Origin of the sequence: Streptomyces sp. NPDC057249 (genome assembly GCF_042669245.1) — a bacterium.
GTDB lineage: Bacteria > Actinomycetota > Actinomycetes > Streptomycetales > Streptomycetaceae > Streptomyces.
Window position 1 is genome coordinate 85,073 of record NZ_JBHUXS010000009.1, and the last position, 12,056, is coordinate 97,128.

At 73.5% G+C, this 12,056-nt stretch carries 14 protein-coding genes; 5 read left to right on the forward strand and 9 right to left on the reverse strand.

Going from position 1 to position 12,056, the window contains the following annotated elements; genetic code table 11:
* Positions 1-26 precede the first annotated feature (26 nt).
* Positions 27-1,019 carry a GlxA family transcriptional regulator gene (locus ACFUJY_RS18495; protein ID WP_383300457.1) on the reverse strand — a complete coding sequence of 331 codons (993 nt, stop codon included), beginning with the start codon at positions 1,017-1,019 and terminating at the stop codon, positions 27-29.
* Between the two features lie 83 nt (positions 1,020-1,102).
* On the reverse strand, positions 1,103-1,684 hold the full coding sequence (locus ACFUJY_RS18500; protein ID WP_383300460.1) for a hypothetical protein: 582 nt from the start codon (positions 1,682-1,684) through the stop codon (positions 1,103-1,105).
* A 209-nt stretch (positions 1,685-1,893) separates the two neighbouring features.
* On the opposite strand from ACFUJY_RS18500, the gene ACFUJY_RS18505 reads away from it, so the two are divergent.
* Entirely contained in the window at positions 1,894-2,082 is a 189-nt protein-coding gene (locus ACFUJY_RS18505) for a DUF6381 family protein (protein ID WP_383300462.1), read from the forward strand.
* Positions 2,083-2,109: 27 nt separating this feature from the next.
* Here ACFUJY_RS18505 and ACFUJY_RS18510 read toward each other — a convergent pair whose 3' ends face one another.
* The 6 genes from ACFUJY_RS18510 to ACFUJY_RS18535 form a co-directional block, all read right to left on the reverse strand.
* Positions 2,110-2,517: a DUF6221 family protein gene (locus ACFUJY_RS18510; RefSeq protein ID WP_383300465.1), complete on the reverse strand. Its 408-nt coding sequence runs from the start codon at positions 2,515-2,517 to the stop codon at positions 2,110-2,112.
* A 67-nt stretch (positions 2,518-2,584) separates the two neighbouring features.
* Complete coding sequence (locus ACFUJY_RS18515; RefSeq protein WP_383300468.1) at positions 2,585-3,031, reverse strand: nitroreductase family deazaflavin-dependent oxidoreductase; 447 nt, start codon at positions 3,029-3,031, stop codon at positions 2,585-2,587.
* 116 nt (positions 3,032-3,147) lie between these two features.
* Positions 3,148-3,870, reverse strand: a complete 723-nt coding sequence (locus tag ACFUJY_RS18520) for a DUF4230 domain-containing protein (protein WP_383300470.1) — start codon at positions 3,868-3,870, stop codon at positions 3,148-3,150.
* A gap of 79 nt (positions 3,871-3,949) precedes the next feature.
* Positions 3,950-4,465 (reverse strand): DinB family protein, encoded by a 516-nt coding sequence (locus ACFUJY_RS18525; protein WP_383300473.1) that lies wholly within the window; start codon positions 4,463-4,465, stop codon positions 3,950-3,952.
* Positions 4,466-4,507: 42 nt separating this feature from the next.
* The gene (locus tag ACFUJY_RS18530; RefSeq protein ID WP_383300476.1) at positions 4,508-5,290 is read right to left on the reverse strand and encodes a DUF4389 domain-containing protein; all 783 of its coding nucleotides are present in this window, start codon (positions 5,288-5,290) and stop codon (positions 4,508-4,510) included.
* 153 nt (positions 5,291-5,443) lie between these two features.
* Positions 5,444-6,109, reverse strand: a complete 666-nt coding sequence (locus tag ACFUJY_RS18535) for a VanZ family protein (protein ID WP_383300479.1) — start codon at positions 6,107-6,109, stop codon at positions 5,444-5,446.
* A gap of 130 nt (positions 6,110-6,239) precedes the next feature.
* On the opposite strand from ACFUJY_RS18535, the gene ACFUJY_RS18540 reads away from it, so the two are divergent.
* The 3 genes from ACFUJY_RS18540 (at position 6,240) to ACFUJY_RS18550 (ending at position 9,892) form a co-directional block, all read left to right on the forward strand.
* The gene (locus ACFUJY_RS18540; RefSeq protein WP_383300482.1) at positions 6,240-7,769 is read left to right on the forward strand and encodes an SDR family oxidoreductase; all 1,530 of its coding nucleotides are present in this window, start codon (positions 6,240-6,242) and stop codon (positions 7,767-7,769) included.
* A gap of 66 nt (positions 7,770-7,835) precedes the next feature.
* The gene (locus ACFUJY_RS18545; protein ID WP_383300484.1) at positions 7,836-9,209 is read left to right on the forward strand and encodes a cryptochrome/photolyase family protein; all 1,374 of its coding nucleotides are present in this window, start codon (positions 7,836-7,838) and stop codon (positions 9,207-9,209) included.
* A 23-nt stretch (positions 9,210-9,232) separates the two neighbouring features.
* The gene (locus tag ACFUJY_RS18550; RefSeq protein WP_383301041.1) at positions 9,233-9,892 is read left to right on the forward strand and encodes a YoaK family protein; all 660 of its coding nucleotides are present in this window, start codon (positions 9,233-9,235) and stop codon (positions 9,890-9,892) included.
* Between the two features lie 125 nt (positions 9,893-10,017).
* On the opposite strand, the gene ACFUJY_RS18555 is transcribed toward ACFUJY_RS18550, so the two are convergent.
* Positions 10,018-10,278 (reverse strand): type B 50S ribosomal protein L31, encoded by a 261-nt coding sequence (locus ACFUJY_RS18555; RefSeq protein WP_383300487.1) that lies wholly within the window; start codon positions 10,276-10,278, stop codon positions 10,018-10,020.
* A 333-nt stretch (positions 10,279-10,611) separates the two neighbouring features.
* On the opposite strand from ACFUJY_RS18555, the gene ACFUJY_RS18560 reads away from it, so the two are divergent.
* Entirely contained in the window at positions 10,612-12,042 is a 1,431-nt protein-coding gene (locus ACFUJY_RS18560) for a SpoIIE family protein phosphatase (protein WP_383300490.1), read from the forward strand.
* The last annotated feature ends 14 nt before the right edge of the window (positions 12,043-12,056 follow it).

The window sequence follows — 12,056 nt, forward strand, 5'->3', positions numbered from 1 at the left end:
CGTGGTGTCGGGTGTGTCCGGGGCGGTCAGGCCGCGTGGGTGCGGAAGCGGCGGCGGTAGGCGGCCGGTGTGGTGGCGATCTGCCGCCGGAACACGCGGTGCAGGGTCTCCGTCGACCCGAGTCCGGCAGCGGACGCCACCCGGTCGAGCGGGTCGTCGGTCGTCTCCAGGAGCCGGCGGGCCGCCTCGACGCGGGCGGACTCCACATAGGCGGCCGGGGAGACTCCGGTCTCCTGTTTGAAGACCCGGGCGAAGTGGCGCTCGCTCAGGCACATCCGCGCCGCGAGCACCGGTGCGGACAGGTCCTGGTCGAGGTGGTCCGCGATCCACAGCCGCAGCGCGTCGATCTCGCGCCGGGAGGCGGCCGGTCTGCTCAGGGGCACGGAGAACTGGCTCTGGCCGCCCTGCCGCTTGAGGTACATCACCAGCTGGCGTGCCACGGCGAGCGCGGCGTCCTCCCCCAGGTCCTCGGCCACCAGGGCGAGCGCGAGGTCCAGGCAGGCGCTGATGCCGGCGCCGGTCCACACCCGGCCCCGGTCGGCGCGGACGAAGATCGGGTCCGCGTCGACCGTGACCTCGGGGTGCGCGGCGGCGAGCTGGGCGGCGGTCGACCAGTGGGTGGTCGCCGTCAGGCCGTCCAGGAGCCCGGCGGCGGCGAGCAGATGCGCGCCGACGCACACGGACGCGACCCGGCGGGCGTGCGGGGCGGTCTCCTTCACCCAGGCCACGATGTCCGCGTCGATCCGGGCGACGGGCCCCTCGTCGGTGACGTCGACGGCGCCGGGCACCAGCAGGGTGTCGACCTCCCGGCCCACCTCGCCGAAGGTGAGGTCGGTCAGCAGCCGCACCCCCGCCGAGGTCCGGACCTCGCCCGCCTCGGGCCCGGCGAGCCGGACCTCGTAGCGGTCACGGCCCTCGGACACCCTGTTGGCCAGGGCGAAGACCTCGGCGGGGCCTGAGACGTCGAGCAGATCGACGCCGGGGAAGACCGCGATGACGACGCGGTGTGCGGTGGACATGGGTCCATCGTCGTCAACCGCGCGGGTGGCCGCAATGACGTTCTCTGTCACATTCGGACACCGATTGCGGCCCGGCCGCGGGGTCAGCCGGCGACGGGCCACTCCAGCGGCTCCTTGACGAAGCCCCGGCCGAGCTGAACGGCAGCGGCCTTCTGGCCCTCCGGGATGAGGAACGCCTTGCAGATCTTCTCCGACTGGCCGGCGCTCAGCTTCTTCCCGGTGTCCGGGGCGGGGCAGTCGGGCCACTTCGCCTCGCCCATGATGACGATGAGCGCCTTGGTGCGTTCGCCCTTGTCGGTCTCGACGATGAGGTCGTCGTCCATGTCGCCGACCTCCATCGCCTTGCCGCTCTTGTGGGTGACGGTCGCCCACACGTAGACGGGGATCTTGGGCTCCACGTCGTCGTCCTTGTCGAGACCGGAGTTGTCCATGTCCGCCTTCGTGCCCGTCACCACCTTGGTCGGGGTGACGGTGAAGGTGCTGCCCTTGGTCTTCTCCATGGTGCTTTCCTGCGGCGGGCTGGCCTCGCCGAGCCGGTAGGTCGTCTTGTCCTCCGAGGCCCCGGAGCCCTCCTTGCCGTCCTCGGAGCCGTTGCAGCCGGTCAGTACCACGGCCAGCACCAGGGCGCCCATCGCCGCGGGTACGGCGCGCGTCCACGTACGCATCTCTGTTGTTCCCCGTTCCACATGCTCGTTCCGTCCGGCCGTACGAGCCAACTCTCCCGGCCGGGCTGTGCGTTCGAGCGTCCGATCCTGTCAGAACGGGTTCCGCCACGCGCACGCGGGGGCCGACCGCCCCGGTGTCCGAGATGCGGGCGCGCGGACACGCTGGTTCGCTGGGATGGACGGCTCTCCACCGAGAACCTGGAGTGATCATGAGCGTTGCGGACGAGACCGGCGGCCGGGCCGAGCGCATCCGGGCGAAGGCCGAGGAGATGCGGGAGACCGCCGAACGCACATCGGACCCCCGGGAGCGGCAGCGCCTCCAGGACAAGGCCCGCCGGCTCCAGGAGCGGAGCGACCAGGTGACCACCAAGGGCGACCACGGGACGAACGCGCTCTGACCCGCCCGGAGCCGGCGGACCCGGGTACTACTGGGTGAACCGGGGCAGCCACTTCACCAGGTAGTCGGGGTGGCCCGCGTTCTCGGCGGCCAGCTGCCGGACCACGAAGCCCAGGCCGAAGGCCCGGCCGGAGGCGAAGTCGCGCTGCGGGCGGTCCACGTCGAGCGCGGCGACCTCGGCGTACTCGTCCAGGAGGACCCGGTTGGTCTCGATGCGCTGAAGCGTCCGGGCCGGGTCCTGGCGGACGATGTGCCGGTCGTAGGCGTGGCCGTGCGTGCGCAGGGTGAAGGCGATCGCGCCGCCCCGGTCGTGGATCTCACCGGGCGACTCGGCCGGGCACCGCCAGGCCTCGCCGCCGGCGGCCCGCGCGAGATCCTCTTCCTCGTCGAGGCGCGCCCTGACGAAGGCGACGAGGTCGGAGTTGTCTGTCGTCATCTGGTTTCGCATCCTTCCGCTCGGCCCCACCCCCTGGGGGCCGAGCTGGACACTATCCCGAGGCGCCTCAGTGGCTCCCGTCCACCGGCTCCAGGACGAACACCGGGATCTGCCGGTCCGTCTTCTTCTGGTAGTCGGCGTAGTCGGGGAACGCCTCGACCGCGCGCTCCCACCACTGCTCCTTCTCCGCGCCGGTGACCTCACGTGCCGTCATGTCCCGGCGCTCCGGGCCGTCCTGGAGCTCGGCTCGCGGGTCGGCCTTGAGGTTGTGGTACCAGACGGGGTGGGTCGGGGCGCCGCCCTGGGAGGCGACCACCGCATACCGGCCGTCGTGCTCGACGCGCATGAGGGGCGTCTTGCGGATCTTCCCGGACCTGGCGCCCACGGTCGTCAGGACGACGACGGGCATGCCGCGCATCGTCGTCCCCTCCGTGCCGCCGGAGCTCTCGTACTGCTCGACCTGGTCGCGAACCCACTGGGAGGGGCTCGGCTCGTACTCGCCCTGGAGAGGCATGCGTTCTTTCCCGTCGTCGGTCTGTCCGGCCGTGGCGCGTTGTCGGCCGCGGCACCTCATCATGGCTTCAACGACTTCTGCCGCCGGGCTCATCCGCCCGTGCCGTCGTGTCGCGGTCAGGACCGGCCGGTGGCTCCGGTGCCGTAGCGGACCGTGACCTTCTCGAAGCCCAGGGAGTCGAGCAGGCCCTTGAGCATCGCGGTGGTGTTCCTCTCGGCGCGTCCCGCCAGGCCGCTCTCCTCGGCCGCCTCACCGATGTGGCGTGCGGCCAGCTTGTTGACGGCCTGCTCGCTGCCCGGGTTGTCGGAGAAGAAGTCGCCGAGCCGGTCGAGGAGGCCACGCTGCTTGGACACCGCGTAGGAGCGGTCGGGGTCGAGCGCCGGCTTGCCCAGGACCGCGTGCGGCAGCCGGAGTTCGGCGGCGGTGCGGTCCTCGTTCACGACCACTCCCCCGCTCGTCACCCGCCCGAGGTCGACGTACGCGGACACGGTGCCGGCGCCGACGTAGAGCGTGCGGCTGCCCCGGATCACGTCGGGGACGTACTTGGTGTCCTTCTCCAGGTCGACCACGACCTGGAAGTTGCCGGCCGCCGCCTCGTACCTGCTCATGTCCTGGATCGACTTGAGCACCGCGGGCCCCGACCGGTCGTGGGTCTCCTCGCCGAAGACGTCGCCCAGGCCGGGCAGCAGGCTGAGGCGGGTGCCGAGGAGCAGCAGGGCGAGCGCGGCCGCGCATAAGGCGGCGGCGCGCCCCCAGCGGCGGTTGCGACGGCGGCGCCGGCCGTCGTCGGCCGGGCCGGGCTTCGTGGACGGTTCGGTCGCCGGGTCGGTGGAGGTCATACGGTCCGTATGACCCGGCCCACCGGGTTCACGCAGGACGGACCGCGCCGGAGCCCTCCCCGGCGCCCGCCGAGGCCCCTCAGGCCCCGGTGACCCCGTCCAGCCGCTCGCGCACCAGGTCGGCGTGGCCGATGTGGCGCGCGTACTCCCCGATCATGTGGACGTGGACGAGGCGCAGCGAGTACACCTCCCCGTTGTGGGTGAAGGTGTCGTCCAGCGAGGCGCCGGCGACGATCTCGTCGGCGAGCCGGCACTCCTCGACCAGCCGGGCGTAGTCCTCGGCGGCCGTGGCGGGGTCCAGGTCCTCGAAATCCGCGTCCTTGCCCTTGGCCGGGTCGTACATCGGCTCCAGGTCCTGCCCGGCGAACCGCTGCCGGAACCAGGTGCGTTCGACCTTGGCCATGTGGCGTACGAGCCCCAGCAGGGACAGGTTCGACGGCTCCACCGTCCGTTCGGCGAGCTGTTCACCGGTGAGTCCGGCGCACTTCTGGAGGAGGGTCGAACGGAACCAGCCGAGATAGCCGGTGAGCATCTCCCGTTCGGCGGCGACGAGCGAGCCGGGCGTACGGGTGGCTGCGGGTGCGGTCCAGGTCATCCGGCGATCATGCACCCTGAACGGCTGTTCGTACGAGTGGTTTTACGCGCCCATGCCGTAGTCGCCGCCGTCCGGGCCGGAGCGGGTCACGGAGGTCGTCGCACCACCGACGAGCCCGAGGACCAGGAAGAGGACCACCAGCGCCTTGCCCCCGGAGGTCATGACCAGCGGACGGGTGGCGGAACGCGGCTGCCCCTGCGGTACGGAGAGCTCGTCGTCGCCGAAGAGTCCCTTGGGGTAGGCGGGGCTGAGCAGGGAGAAGTAGGCGGAGACCCGCATCTCGTAGCGCAGGGTGGCCGCCGTGGCCTCGAACAGCGGGCGGGGCATGCGACCCAGGATCAGGGTGATGAGCCACCACAGGACGGCCAGGACCGACCAGCCGGACGTCGCGAGGCCCTGCACGATGGCGGCGGGGATGACCAGGATCAGCCGGAAGAACACGGCGAGCCGGTTCAGCCGCGTCGGGCGGACGTCGATGCGCACGGGGTGGTCCGGCGGCTGGGACAGGCTGAAGGGCGGGTAGCGGTCCACCAGGAGCATGGCGCTCGCGCCGACCCGGGTCCGGTAGGCCAGGACCTGGGCAAGGTAGCGGTAGACGGGTCCGGGCAGCCGGCCGAGCGCCAGGGCGGCGAACCAGCCGAGGACGACGGCGAAGAAGGCCCCGATCTCCAGGAAGAACAGCACGACGAAGTGCGGGATCAGCAGGAGCAGCCGGAAGAAGACGGTGAGCCGCCGTTGACGGGCGGGTTCCACGATGTCCAGCACGGGCCGGAACTCGTCGGCGTCCCCGGCGCGCGGCCCCGGGCTCCACTGGGCGTCGGTCATGTCGCTCCTCTTCGGCGGTGACCGCGCGCCGGGCCCGCGGTCCTGGCCACCGGGCGCCGGGTGCGCGGCACCCCCGGTGGCCTTCCACCGTCGGGCCGCCGGACACGGTGCGCAATCGGCCACGGGCCGATCGGGTAGCCGCACCGCCGCAGGTCAGCGCTTCCGTGACCGGCCCCGCGCGGCCCTGCGCCGGACGCCGTGGCGCAGCCGGGACCAGACCGGGGCGGGCCGTCCGGCGCGGCGGGACGCGGGCTTCGGGCGAGGCTTCGGTTCCGTGCGCGGCGCGGTCCCGGGCCGGTCCGCCGGCGCCCGCTCAGCGCCTTCGGCGAGGACGTGGTACCGGTGGCTCAGGCGCCGCCCGACCAGGAGATAGGCCAGGAGGGCCCCCGCCGTGTTGAGGATGACGTCGTCCACGTCGAAGGCGCGGCCCGGTACCACCGCGCCCTGCACGAGCTCCACGAGGACGATGACCGCCACGGTCAGCAGGAACATGCGGAGCATCCGGAGCCGTCGCGGGACGAGGATGGGCAGCAGGATGCCGAAGGGCATGCCGAGCACCAGGTTGCCCCCGGCCTGCTTGCACGCCGCGACGAACGTGTAGTCCTCGGCGTACTGCCGCAGGGAGCGGCCCGGGTGCAGGTTCGACTTCACGAGTTCCTCGGAGGCGGGCGACGGGGTGAGCGTCACCTTCGCCAGCACCACCGAGAATCCGACCATGGCCACGAAGGCCAGGGCGAGGATGGCGACGCGCAGCAGGAGCCGCCCCCATCCCTTCCGCCGGGCCGTGCCGCGCTGGGGTCCTGCCGCCGCTGCGTCCATGGGCCACGGATGCCCCGGGAGCGCCGGACCACACCCGCGTGCCGTGCGGGGCGGGCCTCCCGGCGTCAGACTGGTCGCGGCGGGCCGGCCGAGCGGGGCCCGGCGCATCCGGACCCGACGCGGAGGTCTCATGACGGGCGACCATGCCAACGCTCCCCTGAACTGCCTGGTCACCGGTGCCAGCGGCTACATCGGTGGCCGCCTGGTCCCGGAGCTGCTGGCGGCCGGGCACCGGGTGCGGTGCCTGGCCCGCACCCCGGCGAAGCTGCGCGACCACCCCTGGGCGGGCGAGGTGGAGACCGTCCGGGGCGATGTCACGGACGCGGCCTCGCTCGCCCCGGCGATGGACGGCATCGACGTGGCGTACTACCTGGTGCACGCGCTGACGACCGGGGCCGGCTTCGAGGAGACCGACCGGCGGGCCGCCAGGGCCTTCGCGGAGCAGGCGCGGGCCGCCGGGGTCGGCCGCATCGTCTATCTGGGCGGCCTCACCCCGGAGGGCGTGCCCGAGCGGGAGCTGTCGCCGCACCTGCGCTCCCGGGCCGAGGTCGGGCGCATCCTGCTGGACTCCGGCGTGCCGACGACCGTGCTGCGCGCCGCCGTCATCATCGGCTCGGGTTCCGCCTCCTTCGAGATGCTGCGCTACCTCACGGAGCGGCTGCCGGTGATGGTGACGCCGAGCTGGGTGTCGACCCGCATCCAGCCGATCGCGGTGCGCGATGTGCTGCGCTGCCTGGTGGGCAGTGCCCGCATGCCCCGGGACGTGAACCGCACGTTCGACATCGGCGGCCCCGACGTCCTCACCTACCGGGACATGATGCAGCGTTACGCGGAGGTGGCGGAGCTGCCGCACCGGCTGATCCTGCCCGTGCCGATGCTGTCACCGGGTCTTTCCAGCCACTGGGTCGGGCTCATCACGCCCGTGCCCGCGTCGATCGCCCGGCCGCTCGCCGAGTCCCTGCGGTACGAGGTGGTGTGCCGGGAGCACGACATCGCGGGCTACGTCCCCGACGGCGCCGGGCAGCCGTTCGGTTTCGACACCGCGCTGCGCCTGGCGCTGCAACGGGTCCGGGAGGCGCGGGTCACCACCCGGTGGTCCTCCGCCTCGGTGCCGGGCGTGCCCAGCGACCCGCTGCCCACGGACCCCGACTGGGCGGGCGGCAGCCTGTACACGGACGAGCGGGAGCGCGAGGTGAACGCCTCGCCGGAGGCCCTGTGGCGGGTGGTGGAGGGCATCGGCGGGGAACACGGCTGGTACTCGTTCCCGCTGGCCTGGGCGGTGCGCGGCTGGCTCGACCGGCTGGTGGGCGGCGTCGGGCTGAGGCGCGGACGGCGCGACACGGACCGGCTGCGCGTGGGGGACTCGCTGGACTTCTGGCGGGTCGAGGAGATCGAGCCGGGGCACCTGCTGCGGTTGCGCGCGGAGATGCGGCTGCCGGGCCCGGCCTGGCTGGAGATGTACGTCGAGCGGGACGGGGAGGGCCGGTCGCGCTACCGGCAGCGGGCCCTGTTCCATCCGCGCGGACTGCTCGGGCACGCGTACTGGTGGAGCGTCTCGCCGTTCCACGCCGTCGTGTTCGGCGGGATGGCGCGCAACATCGCGCGGGCGGCGGAGACCCGGACGTCACCCGGACGGGCGGTACCGGCGGTGTCGCCCTGAGCGGTGCGCCCCGAGGCGGCGGAGTGACGGCAGCATGGCTGTCCCCGCCCCATCTGGAGTTGCGCCATGACCGTTGCGGTCGTCCTGTTCACCGCCGACCTCCGTCTGCACGACCATCCGCCGCTGCGCGCCGCGCTCGCGTCGGCCGACGAGATCGTGCCCCTGTTCGTCCGGGACGGCGCCATCGGGGCGGCCGGTTTCGATGCCCCGAACCGGCGCGCGTTCCTGGCGGACTGTCTGCGCGACCTCGACGCCGGACTGCGTGACCGGGGCGGCCGGCTGGTCCTCCGGTCCGGGGACGTGGCCGACGAGGTGTGCTCGGTCGCCTCGGAGACCGGCGCCGACGAGGTGCACATGGCGGCCGGTGTGAGCGGGTACGCCCGCCGCCGCGAGGAGCGGCTGCGCGAGGCGCTGGGGGCGGCCGGGCGCCGGCTGCGCGTCCACGACGGGGTGGTCACCGCGGTGGCGCCCGGTGCGGTGACGCCCGCCTCTTCGGACCACTTCGCCGTGTTCACCCCGTATTCCAGGCGCTGGGCGCGGGAGCGGCTGCGCGATGTGTTCGGTGCGCCGCGCACGGTCCGGGTGCCGAAGGGGCCGCGCTCCGAGAAGGTGCCTTCCCGGCGCGACGTCTCCGGCGTGTCGGAAGGGCTCGCGGAGGGCGGTGAGCGGGCGGGGCGCAAGGCGTTCACGGCTTGGCGGCGGCACGGGCTCGGCGCGTACGAGGACCGGCACGACGATCTGGCGGCGGACGGCACCTCGCGCCTCTCGCCGCACCTGCACTTCGGCACCCTGTCCCCCGTCGAACTGGTGCACCGGTGCCGGGACGCGGGCGGCGCGGGAGCGGAGGCGTTCGTACGGCAGCTGTGCTGGCGGGAGTTCCACTACCAGGTCCTGGCGGCCCGGCCCGCCTCGTCCCGGGAGAACTACCGCGACAAGCACGACCGGTGGCGGTCCGAGGCGGACGCGGCCGACGAGGTCGAGGCGTGGCGGCAGGGGCGCACCGGCTATCCGATGGTCGACGCCGCGATGCGCCAGCTGCGCCACGAGGGCTGGATGCACAACCGGGGCCGGCTGCTCACCGCCTCCTTCCTGACCAAGACGCTGTACGTGGACTGGCGGGTCGGGGCACGCCACTTCCTGGATCTCCTGGTGGACGGCGACATCCCCAACAACCAGATGAACTGGCAGTGGATGGCGGGCACCGGCACCGACAGCCGCCCCAACCGGGTGCTCAACCCCGTGGTGCAGGGCAAGCGGCTCGACCCGGACGGGGAGTACGTCCGGCGCTGGGTGCCGGAGCTGTCGCCGGTCTCGGGGTCCGCCGTGCACGAGCCGTGGAGGCTTCCGGACGGGGAGCGGGAGCGCCTGGACTATCCGGAGCCCGTGGTGGAACTGGCCGAGGGGCTGGCGCGGTTCCGGCAGGCGCGTGGCCTGGAGTGAGGGCGCGGGAGCGCGGCGCGCTGTTGCTGCTGTCGGCGGCGTCCGGGGCGGCGGACGCGTTCGTCTTCCTCGGCGTCGGCCAGGTCTTCGCCGGGGTGATGACCGGGAATCTGGTGCTGCTGGGCGCCTCGGCGGCCGGGGCGGGTGAGGCGGGCGTCGCGCCGCGGGTGGTCGCCGCGCTGGTCTCGTACGGCTGCGGGGTGGCCGGGGCCACGCTGGCGGGTGAGCGGATGTGGCGGCGGGTCCCGCTGATGCTGCTGGCCGAGGTCGTGCTGCTCGCGGCGGGGGCGGGGCTGTGGGCGGCGCGGCCGGTGGCCACGGACGCGGACCGGCTGGGTCTGCTGGTGCTCATGGGACTCGCCATGGGCATCCAGGGCCGGGTGCGGGCGACGCCCACGAATTACTTCACCGGGACGCTGACGTCGCTCGTCGGGCGCCTCGCGGTGGGGGCGTGGCGGGGCGACGACGGCTGGACCGCCGGGCGGCTGGCCGCCGTGGTGGCGGGGGCCGCGCTCGCGGCGCTGGCCTTGCGCTGGTGGCCGGCGGCCGGGGCCGGGGTGGCCGCCGCGCTGGCGGTGGCGGCGCTGCTGGTGGAGGCTTCGGCGGGGCCGGGGCGGGCGGCGGCCGGTCCGGGAAAGGGGAAGCCCCGGCCGGATCGGGGGAATCCAGCCGGGGCCGCTTGAAGGTGGGCGCTCGGGGCGTCAACCACATATAGGTGAACGATAAACCATCGCTCCGTGTTCCCCGCACCCGCCACCCCGGACTGTGATCCAGGGCACGGGCGGCCCGGTCGCGGACGGCGCTTCGCTCACCGGGCGGCGGGCGCCCCGGTGCCGTAACGGCGACGGAACCGCTCGACCCGGCCCGCCGTGTCCAGCACCTGCGAGGCGCCCGTGTAGAACGGGTGGCTCGCCGACGAGGTCTCCACGTCGATGACGGGGTAGCTGTGGCCGTCCTCCCACGTCACGCGCCGGTCGGAGTCGGCGGTGGAACGGGTGAGGAAGGCGGTCCCGGCGGCGCGGTCGCGGAAGACCACCGGACGGGAGACGGGGTGGATACGGGACTTCATGAGGCGTTCCTTCCTGGACGCGGACGGTCGTACGCGGTGACGATCACGGCCCCCGCACCCTGCTGGGAACGGGATTCGTTTTCGTTCTGCCCCCTACAACACGGCACCCCCGTCCCGCATTCCCGCCCGTCGCTCACCTCGCGACTTGCACCAACCACCGCCAGCAGCAAGGCTGTTCGAAAAGAAATGGGCTACAGTCAGCCGCTGGCATATGCCTCGTGCAAGAACGCATCGAGTGTTGCCAAACCACTTACGGGCCTCTTCCGGCTGTGCGAAAGTCGTATGCGGTCCACCCTTCGTCACTGGTTGTGCCGCCCTGTATCGGAGTACGACATGCCGTCCCCCCTCTCCGCGGACCGCTCCGCCCCGCAACCGCCCGAGCGCGAAGCCGTCGACGCGCTGATCCACCGCACGCGCCGGCTGCGCGGCGACGTGGACGCGGTGCGGCGCGACGCCGTGCGCGTCGACGAGGACGACCCGCGGACGCGCTGGCAGCGGGCCCTGTGCGAGCTGGCGGTGCACCACCTGGACGACCTGGGCGCACATCTGGGACAGCTCCGGGACGGCTTGCCCGCCGAGCCCTCCGGACCGGCCGCGGAAGGGACCGACGAGGCCGCCGGCTCCCTGATCGGCCGGGTCGGCAGCGCCGAGTGGAATCTGCTCACCGACGAGGTCAGCTGGTCCGACGAGCTGTTCCGGATCTTCGGCCGGGACCCGGAGGCGGGCGGGCTCTCGCTCGACGCCCTGCCTTCCCGGCTGCTCCCCGAGGACCAGCCGTTACTCACCGCGCTCGTCACGGACTGCCTGGTGGACGGCAAGCCGATAGACGGCGAGTTCCGCATCCGGCACACCGACGGGCGCGTCCGGACCCTGCACATGACGGGCGAGCCCGTCCTCGACACGGACGGCTGCACCGCCTCCATGTGGGCCGTCCTGCGCGACGTCAGCGCGCTGCGGCGCAGCCAGCAGGTGGTGCGCCGCACCCACGACTCCCTGCGCGGCGGGCGGCCCGCCGCGACCGGGCACCGGGCCGCGGCGGCGGAGCCGGAGGCAGCGGTCCTCCCGCCGTGGCAGACCTCGCTCCGGCTCCCCGACCACGGTCCCGGCGCCCTGGACATCGCCGCGCACTACCTGCCGTCCGAGACGAGCGCCCTGGTCGGCGGCGGCTGGTACGACGCCATGGAGCTGCCCGACGGCAGGACGATGCTCACCGTCGGCGATCTCACCGGCCACGGCGTCCAGGCCACCTCCGCCATGGCGGTGGTGATGGGCGCGGTGCGCGGCATGGCGATGGCCGGCATCGAGCCCGGCGCCCTCCTGGGGCACCTCAACCAGTTGCTGGAGACCTCCATTCAGCCGGCCCTGGGCAGCGCCGTGTGCGGCAGGTTCGACCCGGCCACGCGCACCCTGGAATGGGCGCAGGCCGGACACCCCGCACCCCTGCTGCTCCGCGACGGCACCGGCCGCCCGCTGCCCCTGCCGGACGGGGTGCTGCTGGGTGCGGCCTCCGGGGCCGCCTACGAGCAGGACGAGGCGCGTCTGCTCCCCGGCGACGTGCTGGTGCTGCACACCGACGGGCTGGCCCGCGACGACACCTCCGGGCACGGTGGTGCGCGCCCCGGCACGGAGACGCTGCTGGGGCTGGCCCCGCGCTTCGCCGAGGCCGGCTCGGCGCAGGAGTGCGTACGGATCGCCGTCGAGGCGTTCGGCGGGACCGAGCGGCTGGGCGACGCGTGCGTGCTGATCGCCCGCGTCGGGGCGTAGGGAAGCGGCAGCCG